We start from the raw sequence: 15,544 nt of genomic DNA, 5'->3' as shown, positions 1-15,544 counted from the left end.
CTGGCATGCCGCAGGGTTGCTGGCAATCAGACATTATTTAAGAAAAAACAGTTGCTACAGCGGATTGGCAAGCTGAGGAGTAAGCACTAGAGTATGCGCGCGCAAAATGGCCTGGAACCGTTCGCACACCGTTGTCGCGTCTATTACGAGGACACCGATGCCGGTGGCGTGGTGTATTACGTCAATTATCTGAAATTCATGGAGCGTGCGCGCACGGAGCGGTTGCGCCACCTGGGCTTTTCCCAGGCGCAGCTGGCCGGAGAAAACCTCCTGTTCGTGGTCCACTCCAGCGAAGCACGCTATCACGCGCCGGCGCGCCTGGACGACGAGCTCCGGGTCACCGCGCAAGTACTTGAACTCAATCGCGCCAGTCTGCGTTTCGTACAGCAGGTCTGGCGGGAAAAGGATGAAACGCTGCTCTGCGAGGGGCAGTTCCTGGTGGCCGCCGTGCGCGCCGACACTTTCAAACCCCGGGCCATTCCCCCAGAGCTGCGTGACGCCTTCCTGGCGGACGGCACGGGTACTCAATCGAATGCAGGAGAATAAGCGTGGAAGCTAACGTCGTCGACCATACCTCCATGTGGAGTCTGGTCAGCAATGCCAGCATCGTGGTGCAGTTGGTCATGCTGGCCTTGGTGGCTGCCTCGGTCACTTCATGGATCATGATCTTCCAGCGCAGCACCATGCTGCGTGCCGGTCGTCGTGCGCTGGATGCTTTCGAGGAGCGATTCTGGTCGGGTATCGATCTGTCCAAGCTCTATCGCCAGGCTGGCAGCAACCCCGATCCTGACTCCGGTGTTGAACAGGTCTTTCGTGCCGGTTTCAAAGAGTTCTCGCGTCTGCGCCAGCAACCTGGCGTCGACCCGGATGCAGTGATGGAAGGCGTTGGCCGTGCCATGCGCGTTGCCATCTCCCGTGAGGAAGAAAAGCTCGAGCAGAGCCTGCCGTTCCTGGCCACCGTCGGTTCCACCAGCCCGTACATCGGCCTGTTCGGTACCGTATGGGGCATCATGAACTCCTTCCGTGGCCTGGCCAGCGCCCAGCAGGCCACCTTGGCCACTGTCGCTCCTGGTATCGCCGAGGCCCTGATCGCCACCGCAATCGGCCTGTTCGCCGCAATTCCCGCGGTCATCGCCTACAACCGTTTTGCTGCCCGCAGTGAAGTGCTGATCGGCCGTTACTACACCTTCGCCGACGAGTTCCAGGCGATCCTGCACCGTAAAGTGCACACCAGCGAAGAGTAAGCAGGTAGAAGCCCATGGCCCGAGTTCGCCACAAACGCAAGCCGGTCGCCGAGATGAACGTGGTGCCCTACATCGACGTGATGCTGGTGCTGCTGGTTATCTTCATGGTGACGGCCCCCATGCTCAACCAGGGCGTGAAGGTCGACCTGCCCAAGGTTTCCAGTGAAGCCTTGCCGCAGGACAACAACGTCCAGATCCTGACCATCTCCATCAAGGCCGACAAAACCTACTACTGGAACCTCGGCAGCGAAGTCGACACCGACAAGCAGATGGACAAGGCCATGACCCTGCCGGAAATGACCAGTGCGGTGACCAAGATCATCGCCGCCGGTCGCGACCAGGGCAAACAGACCCAGGTCTTCATTCGTGGCGACAAGGCTGTCGACTACGGCGCCGTCATGGGCGCCATGGGCGGGTTGCAGAAGGCCGGTGTCGGTAACGTTGGCCTGATTACCGAGGCGCCCTGATGCAGCAGCGAGAGCCATCCGCCTCGGAAAGCTACTTCTGGCCCAGCATCTGGGCCATCGGCCTGCATGTGCTGGTGTTCGCCATGCTGTTCGTCAGCTTTGCGATGACGCCTGAGCTGCCGCCTTCCAAGCCGATCGTCCAGGCGACCCTGTACCAGCTCAAATCCAAGAGCCAGGCGACCACCCAGACCAATCAGAAGATTGCCGGGGAAGCGAAGAAAACCGCTTCGCGCCAGACCGAGGTCGAGCAGCTGGAGCAGAAGAAGGTCGAGCAGGAGGCCATAAAGGCCGCGGAACAAAAGAAAGCCGACGCCGCTCAAAAGGCCGAAGAGGCCCGCGAAGCCGCCGAGGCCAAGAAGGCCGAAGAGGCTGCCAAGGCTGCCGAGGCCAAGAAAGCCGCCGAAGCCAAGAAGGCTGAAGAAGCGAAGAAAGCCGCTGAGAAACAGCAGGCTGACATCGCCAAGAAAAAGGCAGAGGAAGAGGCCAAGAAGCAGGCCGAGGAAGAAGCCAAGAAACAAGCCGCTGAGGAGGCCAAGAAAAAGGCCGCCGAGGAGGCGAAGAAGAAAGCAGCCGAGGACGCCAAGAAGAAAGCGGCGGCCGAGGAAGCGAAGAAGAAGGCAGCTGAAGAGGCCAAGAAAAAGGCCGCGGCAGATGCCCAGAAGAAGAAGGCACAGGAAGCGGCTCGCAAGGCGGCGGAAGACAAGAAAGCCCAGGCATTGGCCGAGCTGTTGTCCGACACCACCGAGCGGCAGCAGGCCCTGGCCGACGAGCAGGGGGACCAGGTGGCCGGCGATTTCGACGACCTGATTCGTATGCGCGCGGCCGAAGGCTGGGCGCGTCCACCTTCTGCGCGCAAAGGCATGACGGTAGTCCTGCAGATCAGCATGCTGCCGGATGGCACCATTACCGGCGTCAGTGTGGCTCGCTCCAGTGGAGACGGTCCATTCGACAGTTCGGCGGTGGCAGCAGTGAAGAACATCGGTCGCTTGACCGAAATGCAGGGCTTGAAGCCGAACGAGTTCAATCCGTACCGTTCGTTCAAGATGACATTTACACCTGAGGATCTTGCGTTGTGATTAAACTCCTTCGAGGAATGCTGGTCATGCTCTGCTGCGTGGCTGGCATGGCCATGGCAGAGGAAAAGAACATCCTGGTCACCAGCGGCAGCGACAGGGCTACGCCCATCGCGGTTGTGCCGTTCGGTCTGCAGGGTGGTAGCGTGCTGCCGGAAGACATGGCCGATATCATTGGTAACGACCTGCGCAACTCTGGCTACTACGCGCCAATTCCACGGCAGAACATGATCAGCCAGCCGACCCAGGCCAGCGAAGTGATCTTCCGTGACTGGAAAGCCCTTGGTGCCCAGTACGTCATGGTTGGCAGCATCGTGCCGTCGGGCGGGCGCCTGCAGGTTCAATACGCACTGTTCAACGTCGCCACCGAGCAGCAAGTGCTGACCGGCAGCGTCGCGGGCGGTGTCGACCAGTTGCGCGACATGTCCCACTACATCGCCGACCAGTCGTTCGAGAAGCTCACCGGCATCAAGGGTGCATTCTCCACCCGCATGCTGTACGTGACCGCTGAGCGCTTCTCGGCCAACAACACCCGCTACACCCTGCAGCGTTCGGACTACGATGGTGCCCGCGCTGTGACCCTGTTGCAGTCGCGCGAGCCGATCCTGTCGCCGCGCTTCGCACCGGATGGCAAACGCATCGCCTATGTCTCGTTCGAGCAGAAGCGTCCGCGTATCTTCATCCAGCACATCGATACCGGTCGCCGCGAACAGGTCACCAACTTCGAGGGCCTGAACGGTGCACCAGCCTGGTCCCCGGATGGCACCCGCCTGGCCTTCGTACTTTCGAAGGATGGCAATCCGGACATTTATGTGATGAACGTTGCCTCGCGCCAGATCAGCCGCGTCACCGCCGGCCCGGGTATCAATACCGAACCGTTCTGGGGTAAAGATGGCAACACCCTGTACTTCACCTCCGACCGTGGCGGCAAACCGCAGATCTACAAGCAGTCGGTCAGCGGTGGTGGTGCCGAGCGCGTAACTTTCGTGGGTAACTACAACGCCAACCCGAAACTTTCGGCCGATGAAAAGACCTTGGTGATGATTCACCGTCAGCAGGGTTTCACCAACTTCAAAGTGGCTGCCCAGGATCTGCAACGTGGAAGTGTAAAGATTCTCTCCGAGACCAGTCTTGATGAGTCTCCCACTGTTGCGCCAAACGGCACCATGCTAATCTACGCCACCCGCCAGCAGGGCCGGGGAGTCTTGATGCTCGTGTCGCTTAATGGACGCGTGAGGCTCCCACTTCCTACCGCTCAAGGCGAAGTCAGAGAACCGTCCTGGTCCCCTTACCTGAACTGATTGCGGCGTAATACTTTTGCTTAACACACTGGGGTTTCATTAGGAGTTTCACGATGGAAATGCTGAAGTTTGGTAAATTTGCTGCGCTGGCTCTGGCCATGGCCGTAGCTGTAGGTTGCTCCTCGAAAGGCGGCGACAACGCTGGTGAAGGCGCTGTTGACCCGAACGCTGGCTACGGTGCCAACACTGGCGCTGTCGACGGCTCCCTGAGCGAAGAAGCCGCCCTGCGCGCAATCACCACCTTCTACTTCGAATACGACAGCTCGGATCTGAAGCCAGAAGCCATGCGCGCCCTGGACGTTCACGCCAAGGACCTGAAAGCCAACGGCAACCGCGTTGTTCTGGAAGGCAACACCGACGAGCGCGGCACCCGCGAGTACAACATGGCTCTGGGTGAGCGTCGTGCCAAGGCCGTTCAGCGCTACCTGGTTCTGCAGGGCGTTTCCCCTGCTCAACTGGAACTGGTCTCCTACGGCGAAGAGCGTCCGGTTGCCACTGGCAACGACGAGCAGTCCTGGGCTCAGAACCGTCGCGTAGAACTGCGTAAGTAAGTTCTCATGCGTATGTGCCGCCGTGTAGTAACCGTCCTCGCACTCAGCCTGCCGCTTGCGGCTTGGGCTGAGGTTCCTGTAGTAGATGACAACGCAGGTGCTTACCCACCTTCGGGTTATGGCACGAGCGGCGCCTATGCCGGGGCAGGGGCTTCGACCCCTGCCTCTGCACAGGGCCAGCTGTTCATGCAGCTGCAACAGATGCAGGATCAGATTTCCCGCCAGCAGGGCATCATCGAAGAGTTGCAGAACGATGTGGCCCGCATGAAGCAGGAAAACCTGGAGCGTTACCAGGATCTGGACCGTCGCATCAACAGTGGCGCCGCGCCAGCCGCGACCCCTGACAATTCTTCTACCGGCGGTGCACCTGGTGCCGCCGCCGGTGCTGCAGCAGGCGCCGCTGGCGCTGCTGCGCAACAACCGGCCGCCAGTAGCGAACCGGGTGATCCGGCGAAAGAGAAGCTGTATTACGATGCCGCTTTCGACCTGATCAAGCAGAAGGACTTCGACAAGGCTGCACAAGCCTTCGGCGCCTTCCTTCGCAAGTACCCCAACAGTCAGTACGCCGGCAATGCCCAGTATTGGCTGGGTGAGGTGAACTTGGCCAAGGGCGATCTGCAGGCTGCCAGCCAGGCCTTCGCCCAGGTTGGCCAGAAGTACCCCAAGCACAGCAAGGTGCCGGATTCGCTGTACAAACTGGCTGATGTCGAGCGCCGTATGGGGCATACCGACAAGGTCAAGGGCATCCTCCAGCAAGTCATCAGCCAGTACCCAGGCACATCCGCCGCGCAACTGGCCCAGCGTGACCTGCAGAAGCTCTAAGCTGCAATGCTTGAAAGAAACCCGCGCTTGTCGCGGGTTTTTTCGTTAGAATCAATGCCCTTTTTTCGTAAACACGCTGCTGCGGATAACGCCATGTCGAGTCCGCAACAGTGCCTGACGGAGGCGGACAGCCTGTTTAGCTGTCACGCCCGTGGCGATCATGCAAGACACATTACGCATCACCGAAGTCTTTTACTCTTTGCAGGGTGAAACGCGAACGGCTGGGCTGCCCACAGTATTCGTGCGCCTTACCGGTTGTCCCCTGCGTTGCCAGTACTGCGACAGTGCCTACGCCTTCAGTGGCGGCACCGTCCGCACCCTCGACGACATTCTCGAGCAGGTGGCCGGTTACAAGCCGCGTTACGTCTGTGTAACCGGTGGCGAGCCGTTGGCCCAGCCCAACGCCTTGCCGCTGCTGCAGCGGCTGTGCGATGCCGGCTACGAAGTCTCCCTCGAGACCAGCGGTGCCCTGGATATCGCCGGCACCGATACCCGCGTCAGCCGTGTAGTCGACCTCAAGACGCCCGGCTCGGAGGAGTCTCACCGAAACCGTTACGAGAACATCGAGCACCTGACCCACAATGACCAGGTCAAGTTCGTCATCTGCTCTCGCGAGGACTATGACTGGGCGGTTTCCAAGCTCATTCAGTACAACCTCGCTGAACGTGCCGGGGAAGTGTTGTTCTCACCAAGTCATCACCAGGTGAGCGCCACCGACCTTGCGGACTGGATCGTAGCCGACAACCTGCCCGTGCGCTTCCAGCTGCAGCTGCACAAGCTGCTGTGGAACGACGAACCCGGACGTTGATTGAAGGAGTAGCAGTACATGAGTGAGAAACGCGCGGTAATTCTGCTGTCCGGCGGCCTGGATTCGGCCACGGTGGTGGCCATGGCCAAGGCCGAGGGCTACAGCTGCTATACCATGAGCTTCGATTACGGCCAGCGCCACCGTGCCGAGCTTAACGCAGCCGCTCGCGTAGCGCGGGACCTGGGTGTCGTCGAACATAAGGTCATCGGCCTGAACCTTGATGGTATTGGCGGTTCGGCCCTGACCGACAGCAGCATCGATGTGCCGGAAACCCCGGGCGAGGGCATTCCGGTGACCTACGTGCCGGCTCGCAATACGGTGTTCCTGTCGCTGGCGCTGGGTTGGGCTGAAGTGCTCGAAGCGCGCGATATCTTTATTGGTGTGAACGCGGTGGACTATTCCGGCTATCCCGATTGCCGCCCTGAGTTCGTCGAAGCGTTCGAGCGCATGGCCAACCTTGCCACCAAGGCTGGTGTAGAGGGGCAGGGCTTCCGTATCCAGGCGCCACTGCAGAACATGAGCAAGGCACAGATCGTCCAGGCGGGTCTTGCTCGCGGCGTGGACTACAGCCTCACCGTGTCCTGCTACCAGGCCGACGATGACGGCCGTGCCTGTGGCAAATGCGACAGTTGCCGCCTGCGTGCCGAGGGCTTCAAGGCCGCCGGTGTACAGGACCCGACGCGATATTTTTAAAAAATTTTGCGATGGGGTGTTGATTTCCCGTTAGAAATCAGTATTATACGCGCCATCCAACGGGTCGTTAGCTCAGTTGGTAGAGCAGTTGGCTTTTAACCAATTGGTCGTAGGTTCGAATCCTACACGACCCACCATATTCACAGCAGTCCGCGAGTACAGGAAACACGGCTTCACTAAGCCATACCTGGTCATGCTGCTGTATGAGGCACCCAAGCCTCACTTAGATGTGTTGAAAAGCCCACCTTCTATGGTGGGCTTTTTCGTTCTAGCATTCATGAACGATCCGTGACCCTTTTTGGACGACGCATGCTTATCATCCGCCCCGCTGTGCCGGAAGATGCGCCACTTCTGCCCGCCATAGAAACTTCCGCCGCTCAATCCTTTCGCCTGATCGATCAGCTGAGTTGGCTGGCTGAGTCGCCTCCGATGTCCGTAGAGCGTCATCGCCAACTCATTGCACAGTCGACCTGCTGGGTTGCAATCGATGCCGAACATCGACCGCAAGGATTTCTCAGCGCTGAGCGCCACGGCAATGAACTTCACATCCATGAAGTATCGGTGGACCAATCGATGCAAGGTCAGGGTATAGGGCGGCATCTGATCGAAGCGGCGAAGGATCACGCGCGGTCACACAGACTTGGTTTCGTCACGCTTACGACATTCACGAGCGTGCCGTGGAACGCCCCCTTTTACGCCCGCCTGGGCTTTGAGGCCAAGGCCCCCAAAGACCTTGATCAGCGGCTGGCGGCGATACTGAGCAAGGAGTACAAGCACGGATTCGCGCCGGAAAGTCGCTGTGCCATGGTATGGCCGGTGGCCTGAACACGAACCTTTCAAGGCTCCTTCACTCCATTGCGGACGTTCACTGCGCGGTGCGTTTGGCGACTTTCAATCTTGAATACGTTGCCTGCGGTAGACCGGCGCTGTTTTCGATAATCTTGAGAAACGTCTCCGTATCGTCAAGAGGAAGGCTTCTCAGGAATTCGAGGTCAAGGTTCCACCATTCGCTTTGGAGAAGTCGCTCAATGGTTTCGGCGCTGTGGCGGTATCTGATGATCTTCGCTGGGTTTCCCCCCACGATTGCGTAGGGTGGCACGTCGCGGGTCACCAAGGCTCTTGTCGCAATGATTGCCCCTGTACCGACATTCACGCCCTCCAACACGGTGGCGCCGTGCCCGATCCAAACGTCGTGTCCTACGGTGGTCCAGGATAGTTGGGGGGAGTAGGACAATGCTCCGGTCTCGTATTGAAACGGGTGTGTGCTCACCCAGTCCATTGGGTGCGTGTGTTTCTCCTGGCCAAGCGTGCAGTCAGACCCAATGGAGCAAAAGCGGCCAATTTCGGCGATCAAGGATAATTTGGTCCCGCTTCTGATGTAGGTATGCGCACCAATCGACAACGAAGGGGGCTCCACTCGGATGTGTCCTAGCTTGACACCCTCCTCGATGGATGCGCTGGCGCGGGAGGCGAAGGAATCTGGCCCCCCGGCTGCCTTGCCTCCCATTTTTCGGAATGCTTTCTTGAATTTTTTTTCTCTGAAGATTTTGAGCATGGCGCTGTTCGCATCGGGAAGGTATTGGGCGATGAGGTATCGCGCCCCATTGTCCGCAGCTTTTGCAGCGTGCTCAATCCCGTCAGTGGAAAGACGGCGTCGAAAAAAATCACGTGGGCAGATCGGCTTGCCGGTGGTCGCCCCATAGCGCGCCTTACTCCGCCCACTCCTTGTCCCCGGTAAACACCACCGTCAGCCAGCGATCCGGCCCTTCGCCGCCAATCGCATTGCCCACCTCATCGCGCAGTGCGTCCCATTCGGCAATGGTCTTGGCCCCCATGTCCGGTGGCACGATGAAGAACAGTTCGATCTCTCGCGAGCGTCCGACCTTGGCCACGTAGGCGCGGTACGACTGCAGGCCGTGAAGGGCGACGAAGTGCTTGGCCACCTCATCGACATGCAGTTTCAGGTCGCTGGGGGTGACCAGGAAGATCTCCGACAGCGCCTGGCGGATCACCGACAGTGGCAGCGGAATGATCACCAGGCAGACCAGGCCCAGCACCGCCGGGTCGATGTATGGCGACATCCATTCCCAGGCAGTGCCCTGAACGGCGTAGCCGAAGCAGAAGGCGATCAACAGGGCCGCGGTGATGCTCGCCGACATGATCCAGCCTTTGACGTCCATGCGCACGAAGTCCGAGCCGAGCTTGCGATTGGCGCGGGCTTCGATCATGGCAATGGTGACGCAGGCGATCACGGTAAGCACCGCGTAGATGATCGCGATGTCGAACTCCAGATGGCGTCCGCCTTCCAGCAGGCTGAGCACTGCGTTGATCAAAGCATAGATGGCCACGCTGCACAGCAGGATGCCGTTGAGCGCCAGCACCATCGGTTCCAGGTGCCAGAAGCCCATGGTGAAGCGCTCGCGCAGCTTGCGCGACATATGCAGGGTGGTGGTATGGGAGGTGATCAGCTTGACCACCACCAGTGACAGCCCGCTCATGCTGGCGTCGACCAGCGAATAGACGCCATCGAAGACGATCGAGAACGAGCCGGAGGCTACGCCGAACGCGATACCGATGGTGGCGATGAACAGGGTGACAGCAATAGAGGCCCGCAGCAGGCCCTGTTCGCTGGTCAGGTCGAAGAATGGGGTTTTGTTGGGTGCATCCATGGTCATGGCTCGATCAGAAAGGGCGGGTCTTGCGTTGGCCTTGTCGCCGGCTTGCCGGCGATGGGGCCTTTACAGGCTAGACGCGGAATTGTTCCATCAGTGCCTGTTGCTGGTTAGCCAGCCGGTTCAGCGCCTGGCTGATCCGCGCCGACTCGTCGGCCTGGCCCGACAGCGACTCGGTAACGTCGCGAATGCCCGCCACGTTACGGTTCACCTCCTCGGCCACGGCGCTCTGCTCCTCGGCAGCCGAGGCGATCTGCAGGTTCATGTCGCTGATCACGGCCACCGCCTCGCCGATACGCTGCAGTGCCGGTAATGCCTGTTCCATGTGCGTGGCGCTGGTCTGGGCCTGGCGCTGGCCTTCATGCATGGCGCCCACCACATCCTGGGTGCCTTGCTGCAGGCCTTCGATCACCTGGCGGATCTCTTCCACCGACACCTGGGTGCGTTGCGCCAGGCTGCGCACTTCGTCGGCCACCACCGCAAAGCCACGGCCGGCTTCGCCCGCGCGGGCCGCTTCGATGGCGGCGTTGAGGGCCAGCAGGTTGGTTTGCTCGGCAATGGCGCGGATCACCTCCAGCACCGAGCCGATCTGCTCGCTGCGGCTCTCCAGGTTGCGGGCTTCGATCATGGCCGCGTCCATGTCGGCGGCCAGCTGGTCGATGGTCTGGCGTGTGCTGGCAACGAGTTGCAGCCCTTCGCGGCTGGCCTGGTCTGCGCCCCGGGCGGCTTGGGCAGCCTGGGCCGCGTTATGGGCGACATCCTGCGCGGTGGCACTCATTTCGTTGGCGGCGGTGGCCACCTGTTCGATTTCCCTTTGCTGTTGCTGCATGCCATCGCTGGTCTGGCTGGCAATGGCGGCAGACTGGTCGGCGGTCCCGCGAGCTTCCTGCAGCGACCCTTTGACCTGGGCGATCACCGGCTGAAGCTTGTCGAGGAAACGATTGAACCAGCCAGTGAGCTGGCCCAGTTCATCCTGGCGGGCATAGTCCAGGCGCCGGGTCAGGTCGCCTTCACCGCTGGCGATGTCTTGCAGGCGTGCTGCCACGGCGAGAATCGGTCGGGTAACGCCGCGGGCGGTCAGCCATACCAGCAACAGGCCGATCACCGCGGCGCCCAGGCCGATCAGCAGGCTGGTGAGATTGGCACTTTGATTGTGCCCGTCCAGGCGCTTGTTCAGGGCTACTGCCGGGGCTTGCAGCACCGCCTCGGGCAACTCTAGCAGCACCTGCCAGGGCGCGGCATTGGGAATGGGGGCGAAGCTGCGGGCAATGCGCAGCAAGCCGTCGGCAGGGGTTTGGCTCAGAGGTTTGGACAGCTGGCTGCTGTCGCGACTGTTGCCGGCCTGCAGGCCGGCCGGGCTGACGATGCTGACCTGGCCCTGGCCATCGAACAGCTCCTTGCGGCCCGCGAGGGCCAGTTGCTGGAGGTTGTCCAAGCCGATGTCCAGGCCGATCACGCCCACTACCTTGCCGTTCTCCAGTAGGGGCAGGGCGATGCTGGTCATCAGCACCTGTCGGCCGTTGACTTCGTCGAAGTAAGGGTCCAGCACACAGGGCTTGGCGGTTTCTAGCGGGCAGGTCAGCCAGCGGTTGCTGGGGAAGCCGGCGACGCCCAGGGTGGTGTCCGCCAGCATCGACTCGGGCATGGCTTCCAGTTCCAGCGTGCCGGGGCGCGGCTGCGACCAGTACATCGAGAATCGGCCAGCGTCGTTACTGCCCTCGTTGCTGCGGGCGATGTGCTGGGTGTCCTGATTGTCCAGTGCATTGGGCTGGAACACCAGGTACAGGCCGAACAGATCCGGGTTGGCCGCCAGGGCAGCCTTGGCCTGTTGGGTGAGGGCCGGGCGCAGGTCGGCGTCGCCGCGCGCCTTGAGCGCCTGCACCAGGCGGGCGAAACCATTGCCGTACTGATAGGCGTCCATGAAGTAGCGCTGGATGCGCAATGCCTGGGTCTCGGCGTGGGCTTGCAGGCGCAGGCGCGCGCTGTGGTCGAGCATTTCGGTGTTGGCCTGGTTTACCAGCGCCGCGCTGCGGCGGGCCTGGGTCAGCGAGGTCGATACCAGCAATGCAACGATAACCAGCAGGCATAGGCCGGCGAGCAGGGTGATCTTCCACTGGATAGAGAGGCGGCGCAGCGGCATGGGGCTTTCCTTTTCGATCAATGGCAACGCCCGCGATCAGGCGCGGGCGTTGTCGGGGGCAAGCGTCATTCAGCGATGTAGTTCGGTGGCGCAACCCGGAACGCCTTGGTCAGCCAGGCCAGGTGCAGCAGGCCAAGCAGCGCCCAGATACCGCCGAACATCAGCGAGTGCTCGTTCAGGTCGAGCCACAGCTTGGCGATGATGCAGAAGCCAATGGTCGGCAGGACCAGGTACTTCATCTGGTTGGCCAGCCCCTGACGGTTGCCTTCGCGCAGGTAGCAGTGGCTGATCACCGACAAGTTGACGAAGCTGAACGCGACCAGTGCGCCGAAGTTGATGATCGACGTCGCGGTGACCAGGTCGAAGAAGATCGCCGACAACGAGATCAGGCCAACCACGGCGATGTTGACCACCGGGGTCTTGTAGCGGGAGTGCAGGCGGGCGAACACACCGCTTGGAATCACGTTGTCGCGGCCCATCACGTACAGCAGGCGCGAGACGCTGGTCTGCGAGGCCAGGCCCGAGGCGATGGTGTTGATCACGGTGCAAGCGATGAAGATCGACTGGAACAGCTTGCCGCCGACGTACAGGGCGATTTCCGGCAAGGCTGCTTCCGGGTCATGGAAGCGTGCGTTGTTCGGGAAGTAAGCCTGCATGAAGTATGAAACGGTGATGAACACCACGCCGCCAATCAGTGCGGTAAGGAAGATCGCCCGAGGGATGATCTTGCCCGGCTCTTTGGTTTCCTCGGACAGGCAGGTGACCGCGTCGAAGCCCAGGAACGAGAAGCACAGGATGGTCGCACCGGCTGCCAGGGCGCTGAACTGGGTCTGGGCGTCGGTGAACGGTGTCAGGCTCCAGGTGGTGCCCACGCCTTCGCCCTGGCTCAGGCCGCGTACGCAGAGGTAGACGAACACCGACATGATTGCCAGTTGTACCACCACGAACAGCAGGTTGAAGTGTGCCACCAGGTTGATGCTGCGCATGTTGATCAGGCTGATCAGGCTGACGAAGCCAGCCACCCACATCCACTCCGGCACTTCCGGGAACATCGCCGACAGGTACAGCTTGGCCAGCAGCGCGTTGACCATTGGCAGCAGCAAGTAGTCCAGCAGCGACGACCAACCCACCAGGAAGCCAACATGCGGGTTGATCGCGCGTTGGGTGTAGGTGTAGGCCGAGCCCGACTGAGGGAAGCGTCGCACCAGGGTGCCATAGCTCACGGCGGTGAACAGCACGCCCAACAGTGCGAGGATGTAGGCGCTGGGTACATGCCCGGAGGTAATCCCTGAAACGATGCCGAACGTGTCGAAAACGGTCATCGGTGTCAGGTAGGCGAGGCCGATGATCACCACATGCCAGAGACGCAGGGACTTGCGGAACTGGTGGCTGCCGGAGGCGCTGTGGTCAGTCTGCATGCTGGCATGGCTCCTGCGGCTGGGCGTGGACGGCGTGCGCGGCGAGCTGCGCGTGCGGCAAGGGCGAGCGGGTGGGCTCCATGTTGTTCACCTTTATTGTGTGGAGCAGGAAGAGGCGCGGACGGGCGCCGGTGTCGGGTATGGCGGGTCCTGGGGCTAGGACGGTGGTGCGTGAGGATGGGTGCAAAAAGGCATGATCACGACGCGACTTTTCTTCTTTGTGGATCGGGCGCTAGCAAGGTGAGAAAAATAAAAAACGATGGGTGGGGTGGGTGTCAAGTTAAACATGACAAGATGTTACGAAAACGTCATCTTTATCAGCGTAAAGCCCTATTTGTTCGCTTTATGCGCGATTTTTTGCGGTTTTGATCATTGCATATGTTCGAAAAAATTGACGAATAGGACGTTGCCAATTCACGCGTCAGGCGTTTCCTAAAAACGCTATTTCTACCCCTTGGCCATCACCCCGGAAGGGTGTCGGTGATATTCTTCCGCTGCCACGTAGCCCTCGGCTGCGTGCACGCCCATATGGACATCAATCGGTTCTATTCATGAAGAAATCAGTAGGCATTCTTTCCGGCCTGGCCATCGCCATTGCCGTCGCAACCACCGCGGGCGCCTGGTACACCGGCAAGCAACTTCCGGCGGAGCTGGAGCGCTCCGTCAAGCAGGCCAACGTACAGCTTGAAAAAGCCCTGGTCGGCATTGGCGGCAGCATGACCGTCGAAGTGGCCTCCCTCGAGCAGCACTTTTTCAGCAGCACCGCGCACTATCGCGTCAAGGCCAAGGATATTCACCTGTCCGATGGCGAAACCCTGAGCTTCGATCTGGGTGTCACCGACCAGATCGAGCATGGCCCGTTCCCATGGTCTCGGGTGAAAGCGTTCAAGCTTGTGCCAGTGATGGCGGCCAGCAACAGTGCGCTGGACAAGGACGACTCGACCGCAGCCTGGTATGCCGCGGCAGGGGACAAGGCGCCCCTGACGTCGCACACCAGCCTCGGTTATGACGGCAGCGTCGAAGGCACCCTATTCCTGGCCCCCGTGAAGGTGACTGAGGACAATGGCTCGACCCTGGACTTCTCAGGTATGCAGTTGGCGGTCAGTAGTGACCGGGAAGGCAAGGCATCGAAGTTCCATGGCACTGCCGAGCGTTTCGAGATGAAGCTGGTGGGCGACGATCATCCGCCTGCCACGTTCGAACTGAAGGGGTTGGCTGTCGACGGCAACCTCGCCGCCACCGAACACGAAGCACTCTATGTCGGCAACTTCGATCTGTTGCTGGCCGAGGCCAAGGCGACCTTGGGGCTTAAGCAGGAAGTGCTGATGCTCAAGGGCTTCGAACAGAAAGCCGTGCAAGCGCTGGATGGCCCGGACACCATTGGTGGTCGCGTGGACTACAAGGTGCAGGACATCACCTGGGATGGCCGCGCAGTGGGCAGCGCGCAGATGGCGATAAGCCTCAAGTCGTTGAATGCCCCGGCCATGGAGGCACTGTCGAAGTGGTACCAGGCGCACCTGCCGGAATTCCAGGAGGCAGCGGAGGCTGGCCAGGCGGTGCCGGTAATCCAGATGGACGAGGCGGAAAAGGCCAAATTCCAAGGTGACCTGCAGCAGTTGCTGGCATCCAAGCCACAGGTGGCCCTGGAGAACCTGTCGTTCAAGACTGCCAATGGCGAGAGCCGTTTCAGCCTGTCGATGGACTTCGCCAAGCCCGACTCGTTCGACCTGCCGCCCGACCAGTTGGGCAAGCAGTTGGTTACCGAGGTGAAGGGCAAGCTGTCGCTGTCCAAGCCCATGATCGGAGACCTGGCTACCCTGCAGGCGCTGCTCGAGGGCCAGACGGATGCCCAGGCGATCGCCCTGCAGTCGAGCCAGGCCGGCGAAATGGTCGGCATGATGGCGCTGCAAAGCGGTATGGCGACCGTGCAAGGCACTGATGTGGTGTCGAGCCTGCACTACGCCAACGGCATGGTCGACTTCAATGGCAAGAAGATGACCGTCGAAGAGTTCGCCATGATTCTCGCGGCGCACTTCGCGTCGATGCAGCCTCAGGGCTAAACCCACTCTTTGGGGCGCTGCTGCTGGCCTTGTTGCAGGCTGCGCCGGCTCATACGGGTAACCACAGCCTTCAGGGGGTGGCACCTGTTGGAGCAGGCGCAGGCCGCAATAGGCCTGCACCGGCAACACAAAAAACCGCTTTTGAATTCCCTTGATTGTCTGTAGCCTTCGGCGTCCGATAATAATCCGCGCCCGCAGAGGGCCGTGGCGGCATGCCTGCCGTCCGGCACCGCTAGCCGATCTGCCAGGGCCGGGTGATACACTCGATATGACGCGCATGCGCGCCCGCAGGTCC

At 60.8% G+C, this 15,544-nt stretch carries 15 protein-coding genes and 1 tRNA gene; 12 read left to right on the top strand and 4 right to left on the bottom strand.

Translation table 11 applies throughout. From position 1 onward, the window contains the following. Nucleotides 1-93: 93 nt before the first annotated feature. From ybgC to P3R38_RS18805, 11 genes are all read left to right on the top strand, one after another. Nucleotides 94-546, top strand: coding sequence for a tol-pal system-associated acyl-CoA thioesterase (gene ybgC, locus P3R38_RS18855; RefSeq protein ID WP_023381910.1), 453 nt, complete (start codon nucleotides 94-96; stop codon nucleotides 544-546). 2 nt (nucleotides 547-548) lie between these two features. Beyond that, nucleotides 549-1,244, top strand: coding sequence for a protein TolQ (gene tolQ, locus P3R38_RS18850; protein ID WP_023381909.1), 696 nt, complete (start codon nucleotides 549-551; stop codon nucleotides 1,242-1,244). A 14-nt stretch (nucleotides 1,245-1,258) separates the two neighbouring features. After that, nucleotides 1,259-1,711: a protein TolR gene (gene tolR, locus P3R38_RS18845; protein ID WP_012315816.1), complete on the top strand. Its 453-nt coding sequence runs from the start codon at nucleotides 1,259-1,261 to the stop codon at nucleotides 1,709-1,711. Continuing rightward, nucleotides 1,711-2,787 carry a cell envelope integrity protein TolA gene (tolA, locus tag P3R38_RS18840; RefSeq protein ID WP_023381908.1) on the top strand — a complete coding sequence of 359 codons (1,077 nt, stop codon included), beginning with the start codon at nucleotides 1,711-1,713 and terminating at the stop codon, nucleotides 2,785-2,787. Before tolR ends, tolA begins: the two co-directional genes overlap by 1 nt. 17 nt (nucleotides 2,788-2,804) lie before the next feature. After that, entirely contained in the window at nucleotides 2,805-4,085 is a 1,281-nt protein-coding gene (gene tolB / locus P3R38_RS18835) for a Tol-Pal system beta propeller repeat protein TolB (protein ID WP_177325266.1), read from the top strand. Nucleotides 4,086-4,138: 53 nt separating this feature from the next. After that, nucleotides 4,139-4,636 (top strand): peptidoglycan-associated lipoprotein Pal, encoded by a 498-nt coding sequence (gene pal / locus P3R38_RS18830; RefSeq protein WP_023381906.1) that lies wholly within the window; start codon nucleotides 4,139-4,141, stop codon nucleotides 4,634-4,636. A 6-nt stretch (nucleotides 4,637-4,642) separates the two neighbouring features. Further along, a complete protein-coding gene (ybgF, locus tag P3R38_RS18825) occupies nucleotides 4,643-5,458 on the top strand; it encodes a tol-pal system protein YbgF (protein WP_027907403.1) in 816 nt (271 codons plus the stop codon). 160 nt (nucleotides 5,459-5,618) lie between these two features. After that, nucleotides 5,619-6,266 carry a 7-carboxy-7-deazaguanine synthase QueE gene (gene queE / locus P3R38_RS18820; RefSeq protein WP_023381895.1) on the top strand — a complete coding sequence of 216 codons (648 nt, stop codon included), beginning with the start codon at nucleotides 5,619-5,621 and terminating at the stop codon, nucleotides 6,264-6,266. A gap of 18 nt (nucleotides 6,267-6,284) precedes the next feature. Then, the gene (gene queC, locus P3R38_RS18815) at nucleotides 6,285-6,959 is read left to right on the top strand and encodes a 7-cyano-7-deazaguanine synthase QueC (RefSeq protein WP_023381894.1); all 675 of its coding nucleotides are present in this window, start codon (nucleotides 6,285-6,287) and stop codon (nucleotides 6,957-6,959) included. 61 nt (nucleotides 6,960-7,020) lie between these two features. Next, nucleotides 7,021-7,096, top strand: a tRNA-Lys gene (locus P3R38_RS18810). Nucleotides 7,097-7,268: 172 nt separating this feature from the next. After that, nucleotides 7,269-7,784, top strand: a complete 516-nt coding sequence (locus P3R38_RS18805) for a GNAT family N-acetyltransferase (RefSeq protein ID WP_277686499.1) — start codon at nucleotides 7,269-7,271, stop codon at nucleotides 7,782-7,784. 40 nt (nucleotides 7,785-7,824) lie between these two features. Here P3R38_RS18805 and P3R38_RS18800 read toward each other — a convergent pair whose 3' ends face one another. From P3R38_RS18800 to P3R38_RS18785, 4 genes are all read right to left on the bottom strand, one after another. Continuing rightward, a complete protein-coding gene (locus tag P3R38_RS18800) occupies nucleotides 7,825-8,514 on the bottom strand; it encodes a CatB-related O-acetyltransferase (protein ID WP_277686498.1) in 690 nt (229 codons plus the stop codon). 154 nt (nucleotides 8,515-8,668) lie between these two features. Next, nucleotides 8,669-9,628 carry a cation transporter gene (locus P3R38_RS18795; protein WP_023381884.1) on the bottom strand — a complete coding sequence of 320 codons (960 nt, stop codon included), beginning with the start codon at nucleotides 9,626-9,628 and terminating at the stop codon, nucleotides 8,669-8,671. Nucleotides 9,629-9,704: 76 nt separating this feature from the next. Then, nucleotides 9,705-11,771: a methyl-accepting chemotaxis protein gene (locus P3R38_RS18790; RefSeq protein WP_023381883.1), complete on the bottom strand. Its 2,067-nt coding sequence runs from the start codon at nucleotides 11,769-11,771 to the stop codon at nucleotides 9,705-9,707. Between the two features lie 65 nt (nucleotides 11,772-11,836). After that, nucleotides 11,837-13,189, bottom strand: coding sequence for an APC family permease (locus P3R38_RS18785; protein WP_023381882.1), 1,353 nt, complete (start codon nucleotides 13,187-13,189; stop codon nucleotides 11,837-11,839). Between the two features lie 551 nt (nucleotides 13,190-13,740). Here P3R38_RS18785 and P3R38_RS18780 point away from each other — a divergent pair. Continuing rightward, the gene (locus P3R38_RS18780) at nucleotides 13,741-15,249 is read left to right on the top strand and encodes a YdgA family protein (RefSeq protein ID WP_277686497.1); all 1,509 of its coding nucleotides are present in this window, start codon (nucleotides 13,741-13,743) and stop codon (nucleotides 15,247-15,249) included. The last annotated feature ends 295 nt before the right edge of the window (nucleotides 15,250-15,544 follow it).

This window comes from Pseudomonas sp. NyZ480, from assembly GCF_029537255.1.
In the GTDB taxonomy this organism is placed as follows: domain Bacteria; phylum Pseudomonadota; class Gammaproteobacteria; order Pseudomonadales; family Pseudomonadaceae; genus Aquipseudomonas; species Aquipseudomonas taiwanensis.
Note: the sequence above shows the minus strand (reverse complement) of the source record. Positions and strands in the feature narration are given on the sequence as shown.